29 protein-coding genes are annotated in these 23,831 nt (G+C 59.1%); 10 read left to right on the plus strand and 19 right to left on the minus strand.

Annotated features, from left to right (window positions below):
• Window positions 1-98, plus strand: a 98-nt coding sequence (locus JNB91_RS31705) for an integrase core domain-containing protein (protein WP_220326603.1), incomplete at its 5' end; no start/stop codon positions are given.
• Here the strand turns inward: JNB91_RS31705 and JNB91_RS19810 are convergent.
• From JNB91_RS19810 to JNB91_RS19820, 3 genes are read right to left on the minus strand one after another with little or no spacing between them, the layout of a single operon-like run.
• Window positions 75-1,235, minus strand: coding sequence for a hypothetical protein (locus tag JNB91_RS19810; RefSeq protein WP_220327208.1), 1,161 nt, complete (start codon window positions 1,233-1,235; stop codon window positions 75-77). The genes JNB91_RS31705 and JNB91_RS19810 overlap by 24 nt on opposite strands.
• Window positions 1,232-1,612, minus strand: coding sequence for a hypothetical protein (locus JNB91_RS19815; protein WP_220327209.1), 381 nt, complete (start codon window positions 1,610-1,612; stop codon window positions 1,232-1,234). The genes JNB91_RS19810 and JNB91_RS19815 overlap by 4 nt, the downstream gene beginning before the upstream one ends.
• Window positions 1,609-2,127, minus strand: a complete 519-nt coding sequence (locus JNB91_RS19820; protein WP_220327210.1) for a DUF805 domain-containing protein — start codon at window positions 2,125-2,127, stop codon at window positions 1,609-1,611. The genes JNB91_RS19815 and JNB91_RS19820 overlap by 4 nt, the downstream gene beginning before the upstream one ends.
• A gap of 3 nt (window positions 2,128-2,130) precedes the next feature.
• On the opposite strand from JNB91_RS19820, the gene JNB91_RS19825 reads away from it, so the two are divergent.
• The gene (locus JNB91_RS19825; protein ID WP_430736326.1) at window positions 2,131-2,520 is read left to right on the plus strand and encodes a helix-turn-helix domain-containing protein; all 390 of its coding nucleotides are present in this window, start codon (window positions 2,131-2,133) and stop codon (window positions 2,518-2,520) included.
• A gap of 59 nt (window positions 2,521-2,579) precedes the next feature.
• Here JNB91_RS19825 and JNB91_RS19830 read toward each other — a convergent pair whose 3' ends face one another.
• From JNB91_RS19830 to JNB91_RS19855, 7 genes are all read right to left on the minus strand, one after another.
• Window positions 2,580-2,981, minus strand: a complete 402-nt coding sequence (locus JNB91_RS19830; RefSeq protein WP_220327211.1) for a DUF3768 domain-containing protein — start codon at window positions 2,979-2,981, stop codon at window positions 2,580-2,582.
• A complete protein-coding gene (locus tag JNB91_RS19835; RefSeq protein ID WP_220327212.1) occupies window positions 2,981-3,673 on the minus strand; it encodes a hypothetical protein in 693 nt (230 codons plus the stop codon). Before JNB91_RS19835 ends, JNB91_RS19830 begins: the two co-directional genes overlap by 1 nt.
• Before the next feature lie 185 nt (window positions 3,674-3,858).
• Complete coding sequence (locus tag JNB91_RS19840) at window positions 3,859-4,641, minus strand: hypothetical protein (protein ID WP_220327213.1); 783 nt, start codon at window positions 4,639-4,641, stop codon at window positions 3,859-3,861.
• Between the two features lie 27 nt (window positions 4,642-4,668).
• A complete protein-coding gene (locus JNB91_RS31210; RefSeq protein WP_262928018.1) occupies window positions 4,669-4,797 on the minus strand; it encodes a hypothetical protein in 129 nt (42 codons plus the stop codon).
• 34 nt (window positions 4,798-4,831) lie between these two features.
• Window positions 4,832-6,913, minus strand: coding sequence for a phage/plasmid primase, P4 family (locus JNB91_RS19845; protein ID WP_220327214.1), 2,082 nt, complete (start codon window positions 6,911-6,913; stop codon window positions 4,832-4,834).
• 421 nt (window positions 6,914-7,334) lie between these two features.
• Window positions 7,335-8,045, minus strand: coding sequence for a hypothetical protein (locus tag JNB91_RS19850; protein WP_220327215.1), 711 nt, complete (start codon window positions 8,043-8,045; stop codon window positions 7,335-7,337).
• A gap of 493 nt (window positions 8,046-8,538) precedes the next feature.
• Window positions 8,539-10,488: a glycosyltransferase family 2 protein gene (locus tag JNB91_RS19855; protein ID WP_220327216.1), complete on the minus strand. Its 1,950-nt coding sequence runs from the start codon at window positions 10,486-10,488 to the stop codon at window positions 8,539-8,541.
• 80 nt (window positions 10,489-10,568) lie between these two features.
• On the opposite strand from JNB91_RS19855, the gene JNB91_RS19860 reads away from it, so the two are divergent.
• Window positions 10,569-11,444 carry a transporter substrate-binding domain-containing protein gene (locus JNB91_RS19860; RefSeq protein ID WP_220327217.1) on the plus strand — a complete coding sequence of 292 codons (876 nt, stop codon included), beginning with the start codon at window positions 10,569-10,571 and terminating at the stop codon, window positions 11,442-11,444.
• 46 nt (window positions 11,445-11,490) lie between these two features.
• Here JNB91_RS19860 and JNB91_RS19865 read toward each other — a convergent pair whose 3' ends face one another.
• The 4 genes from JNB91_RS19865 to JNB91_RS31715 all read right to left on the minus strand — a co-directional run bounded on the left by JNB91_RS19865 (window position 11,491) and on the right by JNB91_RS31715 (window position 13,613).
• A complete protein-coding gene (locus JNB91_RS19865; RefSeq protein ID WP_220327218.1) occupies window positions 11,491-12,153 on the minus strand; it encodes a S24 family peptidase in 663 nt (220 codons plus the stop codon).
• Window positions 12,154-12,347: 194 nt separating this feature from the next.
• Window positions 12,348-12,995: a response regulator transcription factor gene (locus JNB91_RS19870; protein WP_220327219.1), complete on the minus strand. Its 648-nt coding sequence runs from the start codon at window positions 12,993-12,995 to the stop codon at window positions 12,348-12,350.
• A 208-nt stretch (window positions 12,996-13,203) separates the two neighbouring features.
• Window positions 13,204-13,374, minus strand: coding sequence for a hypothetical protein (locus tag JNB91_RS31710; RefSeq protein ID WP_430736327.1), 171 nt, complete (start codon window positions 13,372-13,374; stop codon window positions 13,204-13,206).
• Window positions 13,371-13,613, minus strand: a complete 243-nt coding sequence (locus JNB91_RS31715; protein WP_430736328.1) for a hypothetical protein — start codon at window positions 13,611-13,613, stop codon at window positions 13,371-13,373. Before JNB91_RS31715 ends, JNB91_RS31710 begins: the two co-directional genes overlap by 4 nt.
• Before the next feature lie 130 nt (window positions 13,614-13,743).
• On the opposite strand from JNB91_RS31715, the gene JNB91_RS19880 reads away from it, so the two are divergent.
• Window positions 13,744-14,091: a DUF952 domain-containing protein gene (locus JNB91_RS19880; protein WP_220327220.1), complete on the plus strand. Its 348-nt coding sequence runs from the start codon at window positions 13,744-13,746 to the stop codon at window positions 14,089-14,091.
• The gene (locus JNB91_RS19885; RefSeq protein WP_220327221.1) at window positions 14,088-15,191 is read left to right on the plus strand and encodes a quinone-dependent dihydroorotate dehydrogenase; all 1,104 of its coding nucleotides are present in this window, start codon (window positions 14,088-14,090) and stop codon (window positions 15,189-15,191) included. Before JNB91_RS19880 ends, JNB91_RS19885 begins: the two co-directional genes overlap by 4 nt.
• Here the strand turns inward: JNB91_RS19885 and JNB91_RS19890 are convergent, their stop codons facing one another.
• Window positions 15,192-15,677 (minus strand): CAP domain-containing protein, encoded by a 486-nt coding sequence (locus tag JNB91_RS19890; protein WP_220327222.1) that lies wholly within the window; start codon window positions 15,675-15,677, stop codon window positions 15,192-15,194.
• Window position 15,678: 1 nt separating this feature from the next.
• Entirely contained in the window at window positions 15,679-15,945 is a 267-nt protein-coding gene (locus JNB91_RS19895) for a DUF6460 domain-containing protein (RefSeq protein WP_220327223.1), read from the minus strand.
• A 142-nt stretch (window positions 15,946-16,087) separates the two neighbouring features.
• Here JNB91_RS19895 and JNB91_RS19900 point away from each other — a divergent pair, with 142 nt between their 5' ends.
• From JNB91_RS19900 to pdeM, 5 genes are all read left to right on the plus strand, one after another.
• A complete protein-coding gene (locus JNB91_RS19900) occupies window positions 16,088-17,017 on the plus strand; it encodes a class I SAM-dependent DNA methyltransferase (RefSeq protein WP_220327338.1) in 930 nt (309 codons plus the stop codon).
• A 218-nt stretch (window positions 17,018-17,235) separates the two neighbouring features.
• The gene (locus JNB91_RS19905; protein ID WP_183993127.1) at window positions 17,236-17,796 is read left to right on the plus strand and encodes a YitT family protein; all 561 of its coding nucleotides are present in this window, start codon (window positions 17,236-17,238) and stop codon (window positions 17,794-17,796) included.
• A 1-nt stretch (window position 17,797) separates the two neighbouring features.
• Entirely contained in the window at window positions 17,798-18,442 is a 645-nt protein-coding gene (locus JNB91_RS19910; RefSeq protein WP_220327225.1) for a YitT family protein, read from the plus strand.
• A gap of 99 nt (window positions 18,443-18,541) precedes the next feature.
• Window positions 18,542-21,064 (plus strand): ligase-associated DNA damage response DEXH box helicase, encoded by a 2,523-nt coding sequence (locus JNB91_RS19915; RefSeq protein WP_220327226.1) that lies wholly within the window; start codon window positions 18,542-18,544, stop codon window positions 21,062-21,064.
• A 181-nt stretch (window positions 21,065-21,245) separates the two neighbouring features.
• Window positions 21,246-21,986, plus strand: a complete 741-nt coding sequence (gene pdeM / locus JNB91_RS19920; RefSeq protein ID WP_220327339.1) for a ligase-associated DNA damage response endonuclease PdeM — start codon at window positions 21,246-21,248, stop codon at window positions 21,984-21,986.
• On the opposite strand, the gene JNB91_RS19925 is transcribed toward pdeM, so the two are convergent.
• The 3 genes from JNB91_RS19925 to JNB91_RS19935 all read right to left on the minus strand — a co-directional run bounded on the left by JNB91_RS19925 (window position 21,976) and on the right by JNB91_RS19935 (window position 23,752).
• Window positions 21,976-22,257, minus strand: coding sequence for a hypothetical protein (locus JNB91_RS19925; protein ID WP_220327227.1), 282 nt, complete (start codon window positions 22,255-22,257; stop codon window positions 21,976-21,978). The two genes, pdeM and JNB91_RS19925, sit on opposite strands and share 11 nt — an antisense overlap.
• Before the next feature lie 42 nt (window positions 22,258-22,299).
• Entirely contained in the window at window positions 22,300-22,737 is a 438-nt protein-coding gene (locus tag JNB91_RS19930; RefSeq protein WP_220327228.1) for a universal stress protein, read from the minus strand.
• Between the two features lie 76 nt (window positions 22,738-22,813).
• On the minus strand, window positions 22,814-23,752 hold the full coding sequence (locus JNB91_RS19935; protein WP_346269372.1) for an alpha/beta hydrolase family protein: 939 nt from the start codon (window positions 23,750-23,752) through the stop codon (window positions 22,814-22,816).
• Window positions 23,753-23,831 lie beyond the last annotated feature (79 nt).

The raw sequence follows: 23,831 nt of genomic DNA on the forward strand, positions 1-23,831 counted from the left end.
TGCCATTGTGGTTCGAGCATTACAACATGCTTCACCCGCACAAAGCTTTGGGATATCGCTCACCGCGCGAGTTCTTAAACCGTCAAACAGAAAACTGATCCTGTCCGGTTTTTATGGGGCAACTCCACTCGGGCCATCGCCGCTGACGACGCAAGACCAATCGCCGTGGCGAAATCGCTATAGGTCATTGCCGCAGATCCTTCTGCGAAGCTACGGCTTGGCGGTGATACCTCCGCGCCCTCTACCGCGCGGTCACCAATGAAAAACTGCTTGTTATCGGCGTTAAAGGTGATGGCGACGCGGGTAACCTCGAAGCTGCGCATATAGGCCCGGTCGCTCATCATGCCGCGTGGTACGTTGGCCCCATCCACATCGCGGGCACGAAATGCACAGGCGTAATGCCTGCTGCCCGCCTGCTGCGGCATATCCGTAGCAGTTGGTGCGCCCGTGGACCGCTGTCTTCCGCTGACATCGGGCTGGCCACCGGTGCGACAAACATTGAAGCTTTCAATTGCATCGGCCGCGTTATTGAGGCTCAGCACAATCCGCTCTCCATCGGCACTGGTGACTGCCAACTTTCCGCCAGCGGCGACATCGGACAAAAACCCGGCCCGTAACGGCTGGGTCAGCCAAGCCCCGCCGCCTCCTATGTCGCCATCGACAGCGTACGGCAGGTTGTCATCGACACGCCACGCTGCGCGTTTCGATTTTTTGATAAGCCCGACGGCAAAGCCTCGGTATTCGCTGGTATCTACGGCAGTGAAACCGACGACGACCTCTCCGCTTCGAATGCCGACGGTGCACAAAGTGCCGCCCTCCACACTGTTGGAATGAAACCGCCATCCGTTTTCGGCAGGTGCGTCGGAATGTCGTGCCTGCCCGGCAGGCTCAAAAGGACCGCTTTCTTCGTTGCCGCAGTACGCATTCTTGACGACGCGGCAATCTACTAAAAGCTCATCCAGTTCGGGGTTGTACGCCGGATCTTGTTGATCATTCGTGCCGAGCGGACCGTAAAAGAATTCGCCGCGCTTTGTGACCCCCGCCTTGCGGCAGGCCGAAGAGTCCCAAGTCATGTCGGTGTAGCAATCGAGGATCTTCCAGCGCTGCTCGTTCGTCAGCTTGGGGTCGCCCTGTGCGGTCGCTGGCACGGCCATAGACGCCGACGCTAGTATCGCGCCGAGTGCTATCCCCATAAGCCGGTTGATGCTTCTCTCGTAATTGGCAACCACTCTCATTGCCCTGCCTCCCGCTGACCAGCTTCGATGTTAGCCGCCGATGAGGCTTGCCGTCTTTTTCGATCCGAGCGCCACGCGAACAGGGACATAGCTGCAAGCACCAGTGCGAGTACGGCCCAGACCTGAAGGTCGGGAAATTGATCGACGCCGGTGAAGGCGACCAGCGCGGCCACAAGCAACACCATCCCGCCGATCATTGGCAGGCCGAACGAAAAGGCCCCGCCGACAAACAGGAAGAAACCGGCTGTGATGCCAAAGGCACCGGCGTCAGCGGTTGCCTGATCTCCGAGCAAGCTTGAGCCTGCGCCGATGGCGCAGGATTGAAGCAGAACCAACAGGCCGAGCATGATGGCGATAATGCCTGTGGCGGTCTTCATTGACGGGCACACTTGATAGCATCGGCCTTGAGCCGGTCATATTCGGCAGCATCAATCGCCCCTGCGGCGCGCAGTGACGCGAGCTTTTCGAGTTGCTCGACCGTTGATGCACCCGAAGTGGCGTCTCGCATTACCGGTGCACCTGTGGCCTGCTGTGAGCCTTTGACGCCGACCGGCGCGCCGAACCGGTTTGCATCGGGCGTGGAAGCGAGGCAGCCGAACACGACGTAGCAAACCAAGTTCACCAACGGCACGAGCAAGAGCAGCACCAGCCAGCCTGATTTGTCGGCGTCATGCAGGCGGCGAACAGTGACGGCTAGGCTGGGGATCAAATGGGCAACGTAGACAAGCGCCGTGAACGCCGCCGGTTTGGGTGAGCCAAGGACGGCGGCGTCGAGCACCACGGCGATGATGCCGAGTACGACGACGGTGAGAGAGAAGAGCCAATACTGCGATCTGGTCGATCTGCCGCTGAAGCTGAAATAGCGGCGCATTCCATCGAAATAGGCGTTCATAAATTGTTCCTAAAATTCCCGTGGGCCGATGCGAGCGGTTTACACGTCGATTCACTGCAAGTTGTGGAATATGGGACTGACAGTCCGTCGATTGTCAAGCGCTCTATATGGCCTTTTCGCGTCATCATGGATGCACGCAAACTCATCGGCTGGAACGTTCGTAAGCTTCGAGTGGAACTCGGGCTCTCGCAGGAAAGGGTCGCCCACGAGGCGGATATCGACCGCTCGTATGTCGGTCGTATCGAGCGCGGCGAGGAGAACATGACCATCAGCGTTTTGGAGGCAATCGCGGCGGCCTTGAAGGTGCCGGTAAGTGCGCTTTTCCAAGAGTTCGAAACTGGTTCTGGGAAACCGCCACCCTTGCGGTCGGGCCGAAAGCCAAGCTCGAAATAAAAAAAGGCTGCGAGAGTATCGCAGCCTTGGAGGTGAGTTGGGCTTCACGGCGAGCATGATCAATACTCATCATCGCGCATGACGGTGATGACCCGGCGGGTTAGTGTTTCATCGGCGGGGTCCGGCGAGCCATGGACGAGATCGGCGTCATAGTAGTCGATCTTCCAGTAGTAGCTTGCGCCGCCGACATCGACACGACCGAAGTCGTGCTCACCAAAGGGGTCGTTATCGGTATCGAACTCTTGGTAGGCCTGCACTCGCCGCAATAGCTCAGCGCGGTCGGCCTCATCCAGCGCTTGGACACCCGCCGTGATGACGATACGCCCGCCGACGAAGTTCCGGCGTAACGTGTCATTGAGGGCACGAACGTGACGAGCGGCGGCAGTTTGATTAGCCTCCGGCGGGTTGCCGGTGACGCCGCTGGCGCCCGGTCCGGCGGGGCGATGAGTGGCCGCCGGCATCATTCCGGCGCCTCTGTCGCGAGCTCAGGGTGCAGAAGGCCGATGTCGGTGACGTAGCGCGTAAAGGATTCAACTTCCGGCCAGTCGCGCCATTGCAGCAAATAGTGACTGTCGGCCTGCACCTTGATCACCTTGCACTCGTACCAGCCTTCAGAGGGGCCGTCCGAAGCCAACACGACGTCGCCAACCGCTATCTTGCGCCAATCGAATAGCTTACGCGGCGGCGCTTCGCCCTTGCTGGCTTCCGCGTAGTCTGCGCTGGCGCCAGCTGCGTCGTGAACACGTTGGGCGGCGGCTGTCAGGTAGTCGTCGCTCAGGTGGGCCGCCAACACGTCGTATGTCGAGCGCTTCACGAACGGTACGAACGCCTTGCCGCTTTCGAACAATTTGCCCTGTGGCAACGTTACGGCGATCGCGGCAAGGTCGTCGGCGACCTCTACGAGGGCCATGCCCATGAGCTCGGCGGCGGCGGCGGCGGCGTCTGCATGGTCTGCGGCGAACCATGACGCGTGAGGTTTTCCCTTGTCATCAAGCCCTACCATGATGAAAGCTGGCGCACGGGTGCCAGACTCGGCAACAAGCTCGGAAACCTTGACGGCGTCTGAAGCGGGTAGTGGCGGTTGCCCGAGGATGGAAAGCGAAGGTAGCGAAATGCCAGGCTTCGTAGGTGAAGGGTACGAGGTGAGGTTCATGTTGCATCCTTAAACAAAAAAGAGCGCCACGAGGGCGCCCTAAGCGATTCAAAACGATAGTCGTTCAGCTGACCGACAGCCCAGCATCAGCCTTTGATTGACCGGTCGAACGATGTTGTTGTATGCAAAATATCGTTCTATGTCAATATCTTAGGTTGTGTTTGGACGCAGTGCTGAACTCGCGGTTAGCTTGATATCATCCGTTCGCCTTCACCCTCGACGAAGAGAAGTTGCTCGAAACTCCACTTTTTCAGGATTTCCTTCAACTCCATCTCCGCGCAGAAATCCAAGGCTATCGGATAGCACGTTGAGTATTCATGTTCGGTGTTGAGCTGGCGGTCCGGGACACTGAATGTTTCGAACAATGTTTCGATGAAATCCTCTGGGTTCACCTTCTGAAAGCGCATGACCGGCACGTTTCCCACCACCCGCTCGTACTCTCGTGCCAGCTTCAGCTCGAGGGCTTCCAGCTCTTTCCTGCCGCAGCCCCAGATCAGGAAATCCGCCTTGATAAGGAACATACCGCCTGAATTGAGAAATCTGTACGGCCTGAAGCTACCAGCGATATGCGCCTTCGGAAGCCTTCGGCGGACAGCTCCAGCGATAGCTACAAGGTCAGTTTCGTCGTCGAAGTTGTCGAACGGTTCCGCGACGAGCACATCAGCAGAGATGAAGACCCGGTATACCTGCTCCTCAGGCGGCTGTGCCTCCGAAGCCTTCAGGACGAACGGCAGGCGCTGGAGGAGCTGAGTGGGGTCCGGCCCGGAGGCGGCAACGGCTGTACGCCGATACCACTCGAGATCTGTCGCAGCGTCGCCTGGATGGACGTGGTCTGGCGCAAACCTCATACGATTCGCATGACGCTGATGGTTATCGATGAACTGCATGACCAGTTGTGATGTGTTCACTTCCTTGATCCTTTTGGACTTTCTGTCGATGAGGTGAAACCGGCGTGATGGCATGTACATGCCAGCCCAGCTAGTGAGGTCGTTCGATCAGTCCGGCGTGCCAATTCCGACAGTTGCTGTCGTCAGGTCGGTGGTGGTGACGGTAGTGAAGGCAAGGTTCAAAGGGTGATCAATAAACCCCATACCCAACTCGTAATTACCGAAATTCATCGTCACTTTTGACACCACCACCGCCGCCTAGTGGCTGGCGCTAGAGCGAGACGGATAGGCCGAGGAAGACCATGCCCTTGTTGCGCTTAACGGCCTTATGGCCGCACGACTCGACGTTACGCTGGAAGCTCTGGCGTTGCTGCGCCATGGTGATGCCCTGCTGACGGCACCAGGTCTCATACCGGCTATACAGATCGGCGACCAAAACGCTGCCACCAGCCTTCGTAGTCTCTTGAAGGAAGGCAGGAATGGGATTTGCGTCCATCAAGAAGCGCTCGGTCGCGCGCTTCACCGCAATCGGTTTGCTCAGCCGCCAACCAGCACGGATCAAACGACCGTAGCCTGAGATGGCGTGGTTCAGCACGCCAGAAAGCTCCGTCTGCTTGATCCGCTCGAACAACGTTCGGTCCTGTTGGCCCTCATCAAAATGGACAGTGAACGGCACGACCTGAAGACGGCGGCGCATCCCCTCGCTCAGGTCGATGATGGTGGGCGGATTGTTGCAGAGTAGCAGTGGAAACGCGCGGTTCAGGAAGTTGTACGGGTCGCCAAATTTTTTCTCTGCTGACAGGAGCTTTTCTTCGCTGATCTTCTTTAATTCACCGTCAGGCAGTCGGGTACCCGTGGGCACGTCATCATCAAGAAAAAGAAGACGACCGAACAGTGCATTCATGGAGAATTGGTTGTGGCCAAGGTTCTTGACGCTCATCGACGCTACGGCCTCGGTGCCGAGCATATGCGCGAGGAGCCCAGCCAGGGCTGACTTGCCGTTGCTGCCGAAACCTTTCCATATCATGACCAGGGCGATTGGGCGTCTTGGCTGCAGGACGTAGGCAAACACCTCGTGAAGGTAAGAAATCACGTCGGCGGTCTCAGCCGGAAACATCTCCTCGAGGGTTTTGTCGAACAACGGCGAGGTCGCCTTCGGATCGTAATCGATATCGAGATAGTGCCGAAGGTAAGACGCCGCCTGATGAGGCTTCAGTTCCACCGTGCCATCAGAGTTGAGCCATAACTCACCGTTACGAAGATTGAGTGCCGATAGTGGAGGGCTATTGAAACGTAGCGGGTCACCTGCAACGGTAGTCATCGCCACCAAGAGTTCTAACACCTGCTTCAGCAGCGACACTGTCGGCACACGGGCACGGTCGTTGCTTCTTTTGTATACCTCGTAGATTTTTTGCTTCAGGACAGCAGGCGGTAGAATGCACCATTTCTTGCCATCGAATTGCCAGAAGGAGCCGTTTGCTGCATGAAGCAAATGTTTGCCGCCCGCAAATTCTGTCTCGAGCACCAGTGATGCGTATGCCTCCCCTGGATCAGCGTCCCTGTCAACAGGCGAATAGCGCATGACGCTCTGGACGATCCTGATAACCTCCTGAGTGTCGAGAGGCGGATGGTATTTGCCGTTCTCAGCATTTGCCAAAAGAAGGAGTTCGCCCTCTTTCATGCCATTGCGGACGTGAAGGCCCAAATATTGCGTAAGCGCATCGTTGCGGCCGCCTTCAACCACCGATATCTCGGAAGGTGTAAGGCTGACGGCCTGTTCTACTCTAGCCGTACGTGTAACAAAGGCATCTCTCAACCAAGTAGAAGGCGGCAAGGCAACTGCCTCCATGGTGCGCCCCTTGAAGAAAATATAGCGTTGGCCACTTGGGTGTATGCTCTCTGGCCCGACGGCATAACCACCGTCCCCGCGGATATCCAGACCGGGCCCTAGCTTGCTTGCCGAATTACGGAAAAAGCCGTCTTCATCTCGAAAGTAGCGGTGGTAGCCATCAGCGGTTTTGACGGTTGGCATCATCGGAAAACCCGACACTTCCAGTCTAAGGCGCTTTAACGACTCTATGCCTACCTTGCCGTCCACGTCCAGGACTACCAGCTTCGATGGAGGTCCGGTTACTAAACCATAATTTGCGTCAGGGTTCTGGTTAAAGAACGCACGGAGCTCGCTTTCTTCTGTGATGAATTTGCGCGAACTGTAGCCGGGATAGGGCTGCTTCGAGCGAGGCTTCAGTGGAACGATAGCGATGCCCATAAGCAAGAATTTCAAAGCCATATCGAGGATCGGCACGATTTTTTTGTAAGCGTCGGGTAGGATCAGGCGAGGTTTTTCACTCACGGTTTTCTCCATTAAATTGGACGCAGTTTCACACTCGGAGAAGCGATGGCTCCGGCGGTTGCGGCTGCGATGAGGGGTTGGGAAATCGGGTGACGCCGTCGTTTACGAGGCAGCGTCACCCCTTTACTGCAGTCGTTTACTTCTGTTCAGGCTCGTAAAGAGCTCTGATAGCGCGCGCATCATAGCAAGTCGTTCGCGGTCCAAGGCGGATCGGTTGCGGATATACTCCCGCCTTGACCCCCAAATGCCACGCACTCTTACTTACCGGGATTGGACCATCAGGTCCGAGGACTTGGCTCAGTCGAACCAGACCTTCCTTCGGAAATGCCTTCATCGGCGTCGTCACTCCTTTCGTTTGACAAGGAGAGACGTAGATTGACAATTAGCTCAATAAAATTGGTGGGGAGACGAATGTGCCGAATTATGAATTCCGCTTACGAGGGCGGCCGCGTTTCTTCTTCTGGAAAGTCTCGATTATTTGCTCGACTTGTGATGTAGAGTAGTCGTGCTCAGGAGAAAATGGGACAGGAGTTACTCCGCTTGGTATCCGACGACCATTGAGCGAAGACAGCGATACTGGGTTCGAGAAATCATCCCAGTTAACAGGGCATCGATCAAGTACGGCTAACGCGAACGAAGCCATTCCTAACCAAGTTAGTAGGTGCTCTTCGCACAATTCCAGTCTTGGGTAATATCTCTCCATCTCCTCGAGTAAAGTTCTGTCATCGTCAATTTTCAAACTGTTCGCGGCGTACAACAATGCAATCCGATTCTTGTAGAATTGCCAATGTCTCTCAAGTTGGTCTGCGGCAACTCCCTGACCGCGCTTCAAAACGGATTGAACGACATAGGCAGCTTTGCCTAGGCTGAGTTCAGACCTGTCGCTCTCGAGCAGTCTCTCATGCGCGACGTGGAGACTTCTCATCATTTCCAAGCTGTTGGACAGCGTCTTTTTTCTCGAGAGTTCTCTGCCGTGTTCGGCGGTTGAGTGGGATCGTGCAAGGGTCGCCAGTCCACCTATGGGCCAGTAAGCGCACTCAAAAAACTCAGCCCCTGTGATTACCGGCACAGCCATATTCGCCGCCATGCTGTCTAAAAATGGGGATGCGGCCGCAAGCTGCAAGGTGCTCAATGTTTGTGATGATTTCGCAGAGGTTTGAGCGACTGCAGCGGCTTTCCTTTCGGCGGCTACGAGAGCAGACGTGATGCCAATGCAGATAGCGTGCTGAATTACCCCGGTCGCGCCTCCCCTAACCAACCATGCTGATACAGCACAAAACGAGATCTGCTTTTGACGGTAAAATAAGTCCTTACTATCGGTGAGTAGGAGCTTTAAGTTTCGTCGTGGCCTGAATCTCGTCCACGTATTCTCGTAAAAGAAAGTTCTGTCGTAAGCCATGAACACGATACTATTTGATATCACATGCGGTGGCGAGATCGTTGGCGTTCAGGGCTCTAACATCGTCCTGAAGTCATGATAATACGGTATCGATCTCGGTATTTTTTTACGTCGGAAAAATTTATCAATATTTATCAGTGTCATAGGGAGATAGGTGGATTCCCTTCACCCGCTCCAGCAACTTTCCTTCATGCAAGGCTTTCACGGCCCCCCGACTTCGCGCATCTCAGCTTTTTGACGTGGGTACATGCGGGGTCTTGTTCCAGTGGAACGGCTTGGTCTTGAGTTCGATCGCGGCTCGCCAGGCTGCAGCCGAGATCATTAGCCAATAGAAGGGCACCAATACCCATCGCCAGCCGATAAGCCGTTTTTCATGGTCGATCATCGAGCCGACCCCCAATCCGAGGAAGATCAGGTAGCTTCCGAGGATATTGACGAAATCCACGACGAACAGCGAGACGACGCCGAGCGGCAGATCGTCTTTCGGCGCGTCCAGCATCGCCGATAAGCCCATCCAGAGGAAGACGAAGATCAGCGGGTGAAGCAGTGCCGAGATCAGCATGCCTCCGACCAGCAACTGGAATGTCACGAAGGAGGCAAGCCCGATCTCTCGCAAAAGCCGGGTCGGGTCACGCATCAGCACCAGCCACGTCTGCAGCCAGCCTTTGTACCAGCGCGCCCGCTGTGCCATCCACACGGGGATACTGACCGGTGCATCCTCCAGCGTCTGGCGCGTCAGCACGCCAGATCGATAGCCAAGCCGGTGCAGCCGGAGCCCCATATCCGCATCCTCCGTCACGTTGAACGGGTCCCAGCCGCCCACCTCTTTCAGAATGGCGGTCTTGAAATGATTGGATGTTCCCCCGAGCGGCAGAGGCAGCCGTCTTTCGGCAAGCATAGGCAGAAGACCGCGAAACAGGGCGGAATATTCGAGCGAGAACAGCGCGCTGACGGAGGACTGCCGCATGTTCGCGATGATCAGCGGCGCCTGCAGGCAGGCAAGCTCGGCCGGTTCCCGTCGAAATCTCGCATGTGCCTCGCGCAATTGCTGCGGATGCGGCCTGTCCTCAGCGTCATAGATCGCCAAGAATTCTCCGCGTGCCGAGGCAAGTGCATAGGTCAGCGCCTTCGGTTTCGTCCGCGGCCCGATTGGCGGCACGGCGATGATCTCGTAATGCGGGCCGGGTGCGAGCGCTGAAATTGCAGCAATGGTCTCCACATCGTCCGCCTCGCAGACGAGTTTTATGTCGATCCTGCTTTTCGGCCAGTCCAGCCGGTCGAGGCTGGCAATCAGTTCTTGAACGACCGGCGCTTCCCTGTAAAGCGCCACCATCACCGTATAACGCGGCAACGGCGCGCACTGCGGGGCCTGTGGTTCGGCGACTACCGGCCGGTGGATTTTCACGACGAGCGCCGTCAGCCGCAGCATCAGCGATGCGAGATAGGTGAGCGACAAAGTAACGTGCAGGAAGACAAGCGTGTCGATCGGCGCCGCCAGAAATGCCGCGATCATGGCGCTGACAAGCGCACCGAAAAAGACGCCCTGGCTTCCCGTCAGCACGGTTCTTGCGGAAAAGGCAGGCTGCCGCTCGAAAAGTCCGTGCACCACGTCCCGGCTGCGGCGTTCAGCTCCGCTTGCCCACACCGCCTTGGCGATCGCGCCGGGCGTAGCGATTGCAAGGTCGCGGCCAAGCGGCGGCAGGGTTGCGAGCGCAGCTGCAAGTTCCGCCAATCGCCCCGCTTCCGGCGCGATCACCGTTTCCGGCGCCCGGTTGCGATGAACAAGCCGTACCATGGTCGGCCTTGTAAGCTGGATGTCCAGCGTCATTGCGTCCTGCACGAGACAGGCGTCGATCGTGTCGATGAAAGGCAGCCGTAAAAGCCGGGCGATCGCGCCGTAATAGGCCTCCTCGCGCACGTCGCCGGAACGCAGCAACTCCGCCTCGATCGATGTGCCATGACAGAGTGCCCGTTCGCGCATCCGCGCGATCAGCGGCTTCGAAAATCCGAGCGCGGCAAGCGCCTTGGCCTCTGCCTCCGGAAAATCCGGGTCGGCACCATCCCATGGCTCTCCGCTGCCGAGCCGGTGGTCCGGCAGGTTCTGGCCTTGCCCGCCATTGGCAGGCTCATCGTCACAAATCGCCGATCCCTGCGGCGGATATTCCCCGATGCGCATGGTTCTGTTACACCGTCCCCAAGGAGCGAACCGATAGGGGCGCCCCGCCTGTCCCGCAGATGATCATAATGAGGCACCGGATGATTACATCCCCAGTTTGGCGGGGGGCGCGCGATCTCTTTGCGGCCTTGATGATGATGACGGCTGCATTTGCAGCACCTGGAAAGGCGGTTGCCGCGGATGAAGGAGACAGCCTGCCGCTGATGTTCGATGCCCGCGAGCGTCTGGCTCGTCCCGATCTTTCGACGATCGTGCGCCTGCGTATTCTCACGACGGTCGATTTTCCACCCTTCAACTTCACCGATCAGACCGGCCGCATTTCGGGTTTCAATGTCGATCTGGCGCGGGAAATCTGCGCCGAGCTGAAGCTGGAGGCCAAATGCCAGATCCAGGCGCTTCCCTTCGATGAGCTGGAAAAGACGCTCGAGGCCAATGGCGGTGAAGCGGTCATGGCGGGCATCGCGGTCAGCCCCGAGAAGCGGGAGCGTTTCCTGTTCACGCGCCCCTATATCGGCATTCCGGCGCGCTTTGCGAAAAACCGCTCTGTCGACATCCCGGGAGATACCGCCGCAGCCCTTGCCGGCCGCAAGGTCGGCGTGATCAAGGAAACCGCGCATGAGGCGATGCTGAAGGCATTTTTCCCCAGAATTACCGCAGTCCCGTTCGAAACCGATGCCGAGATGACGACGGCTCTAAAGGACAAAAAGGTCGATGCGGTGTTTTCCGATGGCCTCAGATTGCCCTTCTGGGTCGCAAGCGAAGCCTCGCAAAAATGCTGCACGCTTTTCGATGGCCCCTATCTTTCGGAAAAATTTCTAGGCGAGGGCCTGTCGATCATGGTCCGCCGCACCGATCCGATCCTGGTCGCAGCCTTCGATCAGGCGCTTGCCGAATTGTCGCGTAACGGCAGGCTGCAGGATCTCTACCTCCGCTACTTTCCAAACGGGCTCTACTGATTACTTGGGAATTTGTTCCTGCGATCGTTACGCCAGGACGTGAAGCTTATTGGCTCGCCCAGATGATCCGGGCCATCCACTCCACATCGGCAAGGTCGAAAGCCCGGTTGGGATGTTCCGGATTGAGCGACATCACCTCGACGCTTTTCGGGCTCTGGCGTGCCAGAACCTTGGCCATCACTTCGCCCTCGCGGGTTTTTAGCACGATGCGGTCACCGCGTCTCACCTGCGCCCCCGGCTCGACGATCAAAACGTCGCCGTCGCGATAGAGCGGCATCATCGATTCACCCTGCACTTCAAGCGCATAGACGCCCGCCTTGCGTGATGGATCGGCGGGAAATTCGACCACGTCCCAGCCCTGACCGGCAGGAAAACCGCCATCGTCGAAAAAACCGCCCGCACCCGCCTGGGCAAAGCCAAGCAGCGGAATATTGCTGGCCTGCGGCGGAAAATTGCCGTCGGGAATCTGGTTGCCGCTTGTGGCCGGCAGATAGCTCATGAACTGATCGATCGTCGCGCCCGTCGCTTCGAGCACTTTAGAGATCGATTCCGTCGAGGGCCAGCGCAGCCGCCCGTCAGGTCCCAGCCGCTTGGAGCGGTTGAACGAGGTCGGATCCAGTCCTGCCCGTCTCGCAAGCCCGGAAGGCGTCAACTGGTGACGTTCGGCAAGCCTGTCGATCGCGTTCCATATGGCGTCATGTGACAGCATCGTCGCCCGTGCCCCGGTCTTTGCCCGGTTCCAATCCGCACCCCGCAGCAACGGGACGATAGGAAACCTTCGATCAGAGGTAATGCGCCTGGGCTTTTGAGCCTTGGCGCCAAGGCCGGAAAAAATATCCCCGGCTCAGATGATTTTAGCCGAAGGTCAAGAGCGCGTAAAGGAATAAAATCCTCTCGAAAGGCCTACGCCACCATGGCCATGTTGATCTTTCCGAGCTTGATGACCGCCTGCGTCCGGCTGTCGACATTGAGCTTCAGAAGGATTGCCGAGACATGCGCCTTGATGGTGGCTTCGGATACACCGAGCTCATAGGCGATCTGCTTGTTGAGAAGCCCCTCGGCGAGCATGGTCAGCACCCGGTTCTGCTGCGGCGTCAGCGTCTTCAGCCGGTCGAGGATCTCGACCAGTACCGGATCGTCCTCCGCCTTGCCGCTATCGTTGCCGGGCACGAAGACGTCGCCGTCGAGCACGGTTTTGACGGCGTTGCGGATGTCGTCGAGCCCGGATGATTTCGGGATGAAGCCCGAAGCGCCGAGTTCGAGGGACCGGCGCACGGTGCCACTGTCGTCGGTCGCCGAGACGATGACGACCGGAAGCGCCGCAAACTGCGCCCTGAGCGTCATCAACCCCGAAAACCCGCTGACCCCCGGCATGGCGAGGTCGAGCAGCATCAGGTCGGCATCGGGATGCTCGTCAGCGGCCTTGAGTGCGGCGGAAAACTCGCCACACTCGATGATGGCGACATCGGTCGCCATGGTCTGAAGCGTCTGGACCAGCGCGCCGCGAAACAGCGGATGATCGTCTGCGATAATGATTTTGAGTGTCTGCATTCCCACGCCTCCTCCCAAAGGCATAGTGGTGCTGGGACGCAAATCCCGGGCCCTCCTCAAGGCCTGCGTCAATTTGTAACGCCGTTGGCGGTGTGAAACAAGGGTGTCGTTCGCTCGGCCCACATCTTGAGCGAGCGGAATGTTCCGTGACTTGTATCGTTTATGCGACAGAGCGGCTTGGGGCCGGGCATGTTTTGCGGTGCCTGCCTCAGGTTCGGTCCGGCTGCGGTGCCGGATTGGGTTCACCGGTAAACTCGCGCACGATACCCATGAAAGTCCGCATGAAGCGCTCCATGATCGACAGTGAACGGTCGACTTCCGCATCGCTCGGTAGCCGTCCAGGCGGTGTCTGGCTCAGGCGTTCTTCCAGCGCAGTCACCCGTTTTCCAGAAGGTCGAGTTCCGTTTCGTAGGCCGCGCGCTCGTCCGGCGCCATTCGGCAGGTCAGTTCGTTGTTTTCCTGGGTGCAGGTGGTGATTGCCCCGGTCTCGGTATCCAGCCGCACAATGCCCTGATCCGTCCGCTCCAGCTGAAACCTCTGCTGCGCTTTTGCTCCCTCCGCAACGAGAAAGCCGCTGGCAAGAGACGCGGCGGCAATGACGATTGCAAAATTGCGCATTTTGTCTCCTCCGATAGTGATGGACATTTGATCGCCTTTGCGGCAAACGATCCGCAACGCCGCTTATCGGCATTAACGGTTCGCAGGCCCCACAGTTCTCACAAACTCGAAATCTCACTGGAGATGTGTGATGACGGATACCGTTTACAAGATCGTGCCCGAAACCATCTGGCGTCAAGCCAGGGCGAAGGGGGTCTTTGAAGGGGCCGAGATCGATCACCGCGATGGTTACATCCATTTCTCCACCGGTCCCCAGGCCCGCGAGACCGCAAGATTGCATTTCGCCGGCGTGACCGGGCTGATGTTGGTCGCGGTCGATCCGCGTCCGCTCGGCGAAGACCTGAAATTCGAGCCGTCGCGTGGCGGCGATCTCTTCCCTCATCTTTATGCCAACCTGCCGCTTTCGGCCGTGATCTGGGAGATGCCACTCCTGATCGGTGTTGATGGCCAGCATGCCTTTCCGGAGAAAATGCCATGATCGGCCGTCTCGCGGGGATTGCCTCCCGCAGCCTCTTCGTCTTTGATCCCGAAATCGCCCATAATCTGTCGATCACCGCGCTGAAAACCGGCATCTCGCCGGTCTGTCCGCCAAGGCCCGATCCGCGCCTGGCGCAGACGATCGCCGGCATCCGCTTCGAAAACCCGGTCGGCCTTGCGGCGGGATACGACAAGAATGCCGAAGTGCCGGATACATTGCTGAAGCTCGGCTTCGGCCATGTCGAGGTCGGCACGCTGACGCCGAAACCCCAGGCTGGCAACGACAAGCCGCGCCTCTTCCGTCTGGTCGAGGATCGCGCCGTCATCAACCGCTTCGGTTTCAACAATCAGGGTCATGAAGCCGTGTTTGCCCGCCTTAATGCCCGCGGCAACGCGAAGGGCATTGCCAAAGGGATTATTGGCGTCAATATCGGAGCCAACAAGGACAGCGCCGATCGCATCGCCGATTACGTCCTCGGCATCCGCAAGTTCTATTCCGTCGCAACCTATTTTACCGTCAACATTTCCTCGCCCAACACGCCTGGCCTACGCGATCTGCAGGCGCGTGAAAGCCTTGCCGCTCTTCTGTCCGTCGTGCTTGCCACCCGCAATGAAGAGGCCGACCGGGCCGGCAAGCGCCTGCCGGTTTTCCTGAAAATCGCGCCGGACCTGACCGAAGAAGGCCTCGATGATGTCGCCGCCGAAGCGCTGGTCCATGATCTGGATGGCCTGATTGTCTCCAACACGACCCTGTCGCGCGAAGGCCTGAAGGATCAGGTTCAGGCAAAACAGGCCGGCGGCATGTCCGGTGCTCCGTTATTCGCCAAGTCGACTGCGGTGCTTGCCCGCATGCGCAAGCGCGTCGGCCCTGATCTGCCGATCATCGGTGTGGGTGGTGTGGGAAGCGCCGAAAACGCACTGGAAAAGATCCGCGCCGGTGCTGATCTCGTGCAGGTCTATTCCTGCATGGTCTATGAGGGGCCGGCCCTTCCGGGCGATATCAACCGCGGCTTGTCAAAGCTTCTGGACCGCGATGGCGTGGCGTCGATCCGCGACCTGCGCGATACCCGCGTCGATCACTGGGCCACGCAGCCGATTTAATCAGCCGGAAAGGACCATGGCCCAATAGGGCCTGCCGTCTTTGGCCGGCGCCATGGCGACGCCGAGACCGCGATAGTTGCCGAGCATGTTCTCCAGATGCCTCGGGCTGTCGATCCAGGCCTGCACGGCGGCCTCCACCGATTTCTGGCCGGCCGCAATGTTCTCCGCAGCCGGCAGCGCCACATCGCTCTTTTTCATCCGTGCGCCGAAATCGTCGCCGAAGCCGATCAGGTGCTTCATCTCCTGCGCCTTCGCCATCCTGATCGCCTGAATGCCCGCCGCCTTGCGCGCCGACGTATCGAGCGTCAGCGCCGAAAGACCTTTGGACGCGCGCAGCGTGTTGACCATCGGCAGCGCTGCGACCGTATCGTCCTCAGAACCCGGCGTTGGCGTCATGACGGCAGTCGTCGAACAGCCGGCGAGGAACAGGCTGACGCCTGAGAGGACGAGAAAACCCCGTCGCGAAGGAATGGAAAACTCGGTCATATCAGCGACGATAGCTTATCAGGCGAAGAACCACGAAGACCGGGATGACCACGATCGCACCGAGAAGCAGGTAATTGCCGATATCGCCCAGCGCATCGAAGCCGTTATGCAGGATATCGTAGAAATGGTAGCGCAGGCTGCCGATGATATTGTTCGGCGTATAGCCGAAAAAGGCGAGCACGAAACCGACGATCAGGCAGACCACGATCAGCTTGACGATCGTCCGGCCGATCGAGTCGCCGAGAAACCTGTTCACACCATCCGCCATTCTTGACCGTCTCCGTTGCTTCAAAATGCCATAGCTGCGGTAAGCGCCGCCTGCAACTGTCAGATAGGCATTGACGTTCGCCTCTCAAATAGAACTTGAGTTTTTTTGTGGCTTCGGCGATGAGCGACGAGATTTCAGGACAATATCGATGAGCCAGTTCTCTTCCGGCGACGTGATCGCCGACCGCCGTGCCGATTATGCTCGCATGCTGGCGGAAGGCCGCGACTTCGCAGCAGCTGCCGAGCTCATGGAGCAGGCGCTCGAACTCGCGCCCGGCTGGGCCGCAGGCTGGTTTCGCCTCGGCGAATATCGCGAGAAGGCGGAACTCGAGACGGCGGAGGATGCCTATCGCCGCGCACTGGAACTCGAACCCGAAGACGTCTTCGGTGCGACGCTGAGACTGGCCGTCATCGGTGCGGAGGAAATTCCGGACCAGCCGCCGAGCCGGTATGTCGAAAGCCTGTTTGACGATTATGCCGAACGCTTCGATACGGCGCTGGTCGAGAAGCTCGATTACTCCGTCCCCGGAAAGCTGGCCGCACTCGTATCTCCCCATGCGCCTTTTGCCCTGACTGTCGACCTCGGCTGCGGCACAGGCCTTTTCGGCGCGGAGATAAGGGAGCATACACGACGTCTGGAGGGTTTTGACCTCTCCACCAACATGCTCGCCAAGGCGGACGAGAAGGGCCTCTACCAACATCTCGGCCAGTCCGACCTCAGCCTGCCAGCGGAAGAAAGCGGCCTGTTCGCCCCCGATCTCCCAAAATATCGCGCCGACCTCGTCTCGGCCGCTGATGTGCTGATGTATCTCGGTTCGCTGGAAACCGTCTTCCCGCTTGTGGACGATCTTCTGGCGCCCCAGGGGCTGTTCGCCTTCTCGGTGGAAGATGCCGGCGAAGAGGAGGGCTTCGTCCTGCGCGATAGCCTCCGTTATGCCCATTCGGAAGCCCATATTCGGCTGCTTCTTGCCCATCACCATTTCGAGCTTCTGGAAATCGAGCGCACCACCATTCGCATGGATGCCGGAAAACCGGTGAAAGGCATCTTGTTTCTGTCGCGTAAAACCGCCTGAACCGGCGTTTTCTTGCGATTTTGTTTGGGGCCTTCACGCGCTGTTGAAGAGGCTTGATGAAGCCGCTATCGCAATGCACAATCGCTGAAAAACGGCGCGAAAACCCGCAACGGACCAAGGGGAACAATTTGGCTGACGAACAGAGCGCGCAGAAGCGACGGCTGGGCTTTTACAGCCTCGATCCGGCCCGACACACCAAGCTGGAAGATGCGCAGGGCATGTTCATCAGCGCCATGGTCGCAGCCCTAGGCCTCTATTTCCTCAGTCAGGCCGGTTTTTTGACCAGCGGCACCGCCGGCGTCGCCTTCCTGCTTCACTACGCCTTCGACATCCCCTTCGGCGTCCTGTTCTTCGTCGTCAACCTGCCTTTCTACTATCTGTCGTTCAAACGCCTTGGCATAGGCTTTTCCTTCAAGACCTTCGTCGCCATCTTGATGGTCTCCTTCATCACCGAGCTGGAGCGAAAGTTTATCGTCATCCAGCATCTCGATCCGTTCTGGGCAGCGCTTCTTGGCGGCATCCTGATCGGCTTCGGTCTGCTCGGCCTCTATCGCCACCGCGCCTCGCTCGGCGGCATCGGCATTCTTGCGATCTATATCCAGGATCGTTTCAAGATCCCGGCAGGTCTCGTCCAGCTCGGTTTCGATCTCTGCGTCATGGCCGCCGCCTTCTTCGTCGTCAGCCCGATGACTGTCCTCTGGTCGCTGCTGAGTGCGGTTGTGCTCAATCTGCTTCTCACCATCAACCACCGGTCCGACCGGTATATCGCGGTGCGCTGACATGGCGGATGCGGCGGATAAGAAAAGCCCGATCGGTTTCTGGGCTTCGTCCACGGAAAAGCATTCGATCGTCGAGGATATCCAGGGCGTCGTTGCCGGTTCCATGCTGGCCGCACTCGGCGTTATCATGCTTTCCGCCGCTCACCTGATGATCGGCGGCACGGCTGGCCTCGGTTTCCTGCTGCGCTATTCGATCGACGTCAGTTTCGGCACAGCCTTCTTTATTTTGAATCTGCCCTTCTACTGGCTGGCCTATAAGCGACTCGGCCTTGTCTTCACGATCAAGACCTTTTCCGCTGTCGGGCTCACCTCGCTTCTGTCGGGCCTCCTACCCAAACTCATCGCCTTCGACAGCATCGAGCCGATCACCGCAGCCCTCTTCGGCGGCCTTCTGATCGGCTGCGGCATGCTGGTCCTCTTCCGCCACCGCGCTTCGCTCGGCGGCTTCGGCATTCTGGCGCTCTACCTGCAGGACAGGTTCGGCTGGCGCGCCGGCTTCGTCCAGCTTGGGCTGGATTGCGTCGTGCTCTTCCTGTCCTTCTTCGTCGCCAGCCCCTTTGTCATCGCCTGCTCTATTCTGGCGGCGGTGGCGCTGAACCTGACGCTTGCCATCAACCACCGCACCGATCGCTATATCGTCCGATAAGCCGTTCCAGGAAAAGTGTTGCGCGGTTTTCTCCATCCGGAATTGCGCATAAGGAAAGCCACTCTTCATTTCCGTCGATGAAAGCTTATCTTTCATCCCGTGGATCTCGTCGAAACCAAACCCCACGGCAATCAGGCCGCCACATTACCCACGCCGTTCCTCAAATGGTTCGGCGAAAAGGGCTGGCAGCCCCGCGCCCACCAGCTTGAACTCTTGGCGCGGGCGCAGGCCGGCGAGAACATGCTGCTGATCGCGCCGACCGGTGCCGGCAAGACGCTCGCCGGTTTCCTGCCCTCACTCACCGATCTCGTCGCCCGCGGAAAAATCCCGCCCGGTTCCGCCTTCACCGGCATCCACACGCTCTACATTTCGCCGCTCAAGGCGCTGACCGTCGATATCGAGCGCAACCTGATGAAGCCCGTCACCGAGATGGGCCTTTCCGTCACCGTTGAAAACCGCACCGGCGACACGCCGCAATCCAAGCGCCAGCGCCAGAAGCTCAAGCCGCCCGATATCCTGCTGACCACCCCGGAACAGGTGGCTCTTCTCCTCGCCAACAAGGAAGCCGGGCGCTTCTTCAAGGACCTGAAATACGTCGTCCTAGACGAGCTGCATTCGCTCGTAACTTCCAAGCGCGGCCATCTCCTCTCGCTCGGCCTTGCTCGTCTTCGCAAACACGCGCCCAAAATGCAGACGATCGGCCTCTCCGCCACCGTCGCCGACCCGATGGACCTGCAGCGTTGGCTGGTCCCGCAAGGTGAAGCCCCGGCACCTCCCGCAGGCCTCGTGCATGTGACGGGCGGTGCCGCCCCCGATATCACCATTCTGGGCACCGATACGCGCATCCCCTGGTCCGGCCACGTCTCCACCTATGCGATCCCTGAGGTCTACGAGGAGATCAAGCGCCACAAGACCACGCTGATCTTCGTCAACACCCGCTTCCAGGCCGAACTCCTCTTCCAGTCGCTCTGGACCATCAACGAAGACAATCTGCCGATTGCGCTGCATCATGGCTCGCTCGATGCCGGCCAGCGCCGCAAGGTGGAGGCCGCGATGGCGGATAACAAACTCCGCGCCGTCGTCGCCACCTCGACGCTCGACATGGGTATCGACTGGGGCGATATCGATCTCGTCGTCCATGTCGGTGCGCCGAAGGGCGCCTCACGGCTTGCCCAGCGCATCGGCCGCGCCAATCACCGCATGGATGAACCGTCGAAGGCCATCCTCGTTCCCGCCAACCGTTTCGAGGTGATGGAGTGCCAGGCTGCGCTGGATGCCAATTATCTCGGCGCGCAGGATACGCCGCCGGTGGGCGAGGGGGCTCTCGATGTTCTCGCCCAGCACGTGCTCGGCATGGCCTGCGCCGAACCCTTCGATCCGCTCGAGCTTTATGACGAAATCACCTCCGCCTCGCCCTATGCCGGGCTCTCCTGGGAGATGTTCGAACGCATCGTCGATTTCGTCGCCACCGGCGGCTACGCCCTGCGCTCCTATGAGCGCTACGCAAAGATCCGCAGACAGGAGGACGGACGCTGGCGTGTCTCCAACCCGCAGATCGCCCAGCAATACCGCATGAACCTCGGCACGATCGTCGAAGCCGCCGAACTCAATGTCCGCCTCGTCAAGCGCAATGCCAAAGGCACATTGGGGCGAGGAGGGATGTCGCTCGGCAAGGTCGAGGAATACTTTTTGGAACAGCTCGTCCAGGGCGACACGTTCCTGTTTGCCGGAAAAGTCCTGCGTTTCGAAGGCATCCGCGAAAACGAATGCCTCGTCTCCAACGCCTTCTCGCTCGATCCGAAAATTCCCGCCTATGCCGGCGGCAAGTTTCCGCTCACCACCTATCTGGCCGACCAGGTCCGCGCCATGCTCGCCGAACCCGAACGCCGCGCAAACCTGCCCGATCAGGTCCGCGACTGGCTTAACATCCAGCTCGAACGCTCCATGCTGCCCAAACAGGACGAACTCCTGATCGAGACTTTTCCGCGCGGCAAACGCTTCTTCCTGATCGCCTACTGCTTTGAAGGCCGTCTCGCGCACCAGACGCTCGGCATGCTGCTGACCCGCCGTCTCGAACGCCTCGGCGCCCGCCCGCTCGGCTTCGTCGCCACCGATTATTCGCTCGCCATCTGGGGCCTGAACGATATCGGCGCAATGATCGCCGATGGCGCCCTGAACCTCTCCGATCTCTTCGATGAGGACATGCTGGGCGATGATCTCGAGGCCTGGCTCGATGAAAGCTACATGCTCAAGCGCACCTTCCGCAATTGCGCCGTGATTTCCGGTTTGATCGAACGCCGTCATCCGGGCAAGGAAAAGACCGGCCGCCAGGTCACCGTCTCGACCGATCTTGTCTATGATGTCCTGCGCTCGCACGAGCCGGACCATATCCTTCTCGAAGCGACCAGACGCGATGCCGCGACCGGGCTTCTGGATATCGGCCGGCTTGGCGATATGCTGAAACGGATCCGAGGCCACATCACCCACCGCCCACTTGATCGTGTCTCGCCGCTGGCAGTGCCGATCATGCTGGAAATCGGCAAGGAACCGGTGCCGGGCGAAGCGCAGGATGCCGTGCTGCAGGAGGCGGCCGATGAATTGATTGCGGAGGCCGGGTTGTAGGACGACGATACGGGGCAGGGGCGGCAATATGGAACTCCCTCATCCCTGTGCTTGTCACAGGGATCCAGCCAGCCCAAGTCCTTGGGCTGAAAAGACTCTCTAACCGCGCAGACGCGCGGTTGCTGGATTCCTGTGACAAGCACAGGAATGAGGAATGATACAGAAAGACGAACCAACCGTGATGCACCGCCTGGGGCTCAATCCCCGCACCATAATCGCAGGACAAGCAACCGGAGCCGAGGAAATCCTCGTCCACGGCACCGCCGCCGTCTGCGATCCGCTTGGAGCCCTCTACCTGCCGGAAACGCAGACCATCATCGTCTCCGACCTGCATCTGGAAAAGGGCGCGGCCTTTGCCCGCCGCGGCATGCTGCTGCCGCCCTATGACACGCTTGCCACTCTCAACATCCTCAAAACTGTCATCACCCGCTACGAGCCAAAGTTAGTTATCTCGCTCGGCGACAATTTCCATGATCGCCGTGGCTCGGAGTTCCTGCCGGAAGACCTGAGGAAAATGATCGCCGACATGGCACGCGGCCGCGACTGGATCTGGATCAACGGCAACCATGATCCGGATGGCACGACGAATCTTCCGGGCATCTCGACCGACGAACTCGCGCATGGCGGTCTCGTGTTTCGCCACGAGCCGAGCCTCATCTTAGCTCATCAGAAATCGATGGGCGAGATCGCCGGTCACCTCCACCCGGCAGCAACAGTCCGCCGTCGCGAAAAATCAGTCCGTCGTCCATGTTTCGCCAGTGATGGCCACCGTCTCTTGATGCCGGCCTTCGGCGTCCTGACCGGAGGCCTCGACCTGCGTCACAAGGCAATCCAGGGCCTGTTCCGACAGGAAACCCTGGTCGCCCATCTGCTCGGCCGCGATCGCATCTATTCGGTGCGTTACGGCAGTCTCATGGGGTGAGGAGCGTCTGCCGCAGCTCCAGAGCCGTCTGCGTGGCCCGCTCTTCCGAGTCAGGCGACATACCAAGCGCCATGTGTTCGCTTTCGATGTCTACAAGCATGGCGATCACGTCCTGCAGCGATCTGCCGTTTCGAAGCATCCCAACCGCTTCAAGAAGATAGCTGTCATATTCGTCCATGGCTTCCGGTGGCGGACCGTCCGGCCCGCTGAGGCCGATCGGATCCCACAGACGCCAGCCGATGTCTCTCAAGATATTCAGGTCTTCGCTCATGCCGGGCATCTGCAGCGAAAACGCCCGGCTGATCAAGCCCTGTCAGCGATAAACCAGCACCGGCAGTTTTGATCCGGCCAGCACCTTGATCGTCACACTGCCAAGCATGAAAGCCTTGAAGCCCGAGCGACCATGCGAAGCCATGACGATCGCGTCGCAGCCCTGCTTTTCGGCCGTCTTGACGATGCAGCCGGCCGGGTCGACGCTCTGGACTTTCAGTGCCTCGCAGGCAAGCTCACGCCGCTCGGCCGCCGCTTTCGCATCGGCCAGAATACCGTCCGCCTGCTCGTTCGCGCGCTGTTCGTACTCGGCATAGGCGATATCCATGCCGACGGGATAGACGGTGAAGACCTGAAGCGGCTCGATCACCGCCAGCACCGTCACCTTCGCATTGCTTTCGCGTGCGAAGTCGAGCGCCTTTTCCAGCGCCTGGGTCGATAGCGGCGAACCATCGGTGGGAATGAGGATATGTTTGAACATTTTATTGACCTCTCTTGGGTGACCTCCCTGGTCGAGATCATCTTCGCACGGGCGCATTGTCGCACATTGACCTGTCTCAAAGAGAAATGCTTCCCCGATCGGCATTCGCCGTTTTGCACCAAGGGTTTACGCCATGCTTCAGCCAGCACAGCGTGTCTTGCCAGAAGCCACCTTCATGGCGGGAATGAAACAGGCTGAAATGCCCGATTGCATCAAGCCCGTAATGTGCTGGTGACAGGCTGGCCTCGATCCGCCCGGCGTTGCGGTAATAGGCAAGTGTGCGCCGCACCGCCGCAGCCGAGCCGATGTCGTCGTCAGTGACGGAAACGGCAAGGATCGGCGCCGTGACGGCGGCAAAACGCGCAAGCACAGCCTCGCGCTCATGCTTGGGATGCGTCCGCTCCATCCACGGCCCGCGAAAACTCCATTCATTGGCAACACCTGCCGGCAGATCTTCCAGCCAGCCCAGTTTCTTGCCGGGAAAATAGCCGTAGATCGCGGTCAGAACCGGCATCACCACATGCCAGCGCCAGAACAACCTCGATCGATGCCCTGCCACATAATCTCCCCACCAGGCATATTGCGCGCCCATCGTCAGCATCCGGTCGATCCGGTGTGCCTCTGCAGAAAGCCCCGGCAAATAGCCGCCGATACTGTGCCCCACCACCATCAACGGAAGTTCCGGCTCTTGCGCGTCCAGGAACCGCAGCGCCGCATCGAAATCCTGCTCGCCCCAATCCCGCCAGCGATACCCGCAGCCGGGCAGAGTTTCCGGTCGTGACAGGCCGATGCCGCGATAATCGTAGGTCAGCACCTCGAACCCTTCGCCGGCGAGGAAATCCGCATAATAGTGATAATAACGGGCAAGCACGCCGGTGGCCGGGTTGATGATCACACGCCCGATCGGCTGCTTTCGGGCAGGCCAGATATGGCCGTGCAGTTGCACGCCATCGCGGCAGATCAGGCTTGTCGCAATCCCGATCGGGCGCGATACCGGTTGCACGATCTCGTCCACGCACTCCTCCCCGACCACGCTTTAGACGTGGCAGAGAATAGTCGAGCATCGCGTCCATGCAATTATCCCAAGGCAGGGG

Origin of the sequence: Aliirhizobium wenxiniae (genome assembly GCF_019511445.1) — a bacterium.
Classification (GTDB): Bacteria; Pseudomonadota; Alphaproteobacteria; order Rhizobiales; family Rhizobiaceae; genus Neorhizobium; species Neorhizobium wenxiniae_A.

Coding starts and splice junctions, on each gene's coding strand:
- JNB91_RS19810 (WP_220327208.1), bottom strand. CDS start 1,235: ATGAGAGTGGTTGCCAATTACGAGAGAAGCATCAACCGGCTTATGGGG.
- JNB91_RS19815 (WP_220327209.1), bottom strand. CDS start 1,612: ATGAAGACCGCCACAGGCATTATCGCCATCATGCTCGGCCTGTTGGTT.
- JNB91_RS19820 (WP_220327210.1), bottom strand. CDS start 2,127: ATGAACGCCTATTTCGATGGAATGCGCCGCTATTTCAGCTTCAGCGGC.
- JNB91_RS19830 (WP_220327211.1), bottom strand. CDS start 2,981: ATGCCGGCGGCCACTCATCGCCCCGCCGGACCGGGCGCCAGCGGCGTC.
- JNB91_RS19835 (WP_220327212.1), bottom strand. CDS start 3,673: ATGAACCTCACCTCGTACCCTTCACCTACGAAGCCTGGCATTTCGCTA.
- JNB91_RS19840 (WP_220327213.1), bottom strand. CDS start 4,641: ATGTACATGCCATCACGCCGGTTTCACCTCATCGACAGAAAGTCCAAA.
- JNB91_RS19855 (WP_220327216.1), bottom strand. CDS start 10,488: ATGCGCATCGGGGAATATCCGCCGCAGGGATCGGCGATTTGTGACGAT.
- JNB91_RS19860 (WP_220327217.1), top strand. CDS start 10,569: ATGATTACATCCCCAGTTTGGCGGGGGGCGCGCGATCTCTTTGCGGCC.
- JNB91_RS19865 (WP_220327218.1), bottom strand. CDS start 12,153: ATGCTGTCACATGACGCCATATGGAACGCGATCGACAGGCTTGCCGAA.
- JNB91_RS19870 (WP_220327219.1), bottom strand. CDS start 12,995: ATGCAGACACTCAAAATCATTATCGCAGACGATCATCCGCTGTTTCGC.
- JNB91_RS31715 (WP_430736328.1), bottom strand. CDS start 13,613: ATGCGCAATTTTGCAATCGTCATTGCCGCCGCGTCTCTTGCCAGCGGC.
- JNB91_RS19880 (WP_220327220.1), top strand. CDS start 13,744: ATGACGGATACCGTTTACAAGATCGTGCCCGAAACCATCTGGCGTCAA.
- JNB91_RS19885 (WP_220327221.1), top strand. CDS start 14,088: ATGATCGGCCGTCTCGCGGGGATTGCCTCCCGCAGCCTCTTCGTCTTT.
- JNB91_RS19890 (WP_220327222.1), bottom strand. CDS start 15,677: ATGACCGAGTTTTCCATTCCTTCGCGACGGGGTTTTCTCGTCCTCTCA.
- JNB91_RS19895 (WP_220327223.1), bottom strand. CDS start 15,945: ATGGCGGATGGTGTGAACAGGTTTCTCGGCGACTCGATCGGCCGGACG.
- JNB91_RS19905 (WP_183993127.1), top strand. CDS start 17,236: ATGTTCATCAGCGCCATGGTCGCAGCCCTAGGCCTCTATTTCCTCAGT.
- JNB91_RS19910 (WP_220327225.1), top strand. CDS start 17,798: ATGGCGGATGCGGCGGATAAGAAAAGCCCGATCGGTTTCTGGGCTTCG.
- pdeM (WP_220327339.1), top strand. CDS start 21,246: ATGCACCGCCTGGGGCTCAATCCCCGCACCATAATCGCAGGACAAGCA.
- JNB91_RS19925 (WP_220327227.1), bottom strand. CDS start 22,257: ATGAGCGAAGACCTGAATATCTTGAGAGACATCGGCTGGCGTCTGTGG.
- JNB91_RS19930 (WP_220327228.1), bottom strand. CDS start 22,737: ATGTTCAAACATATCCTCATTCCCACCGATGGTTCGCCGCTATCGACC.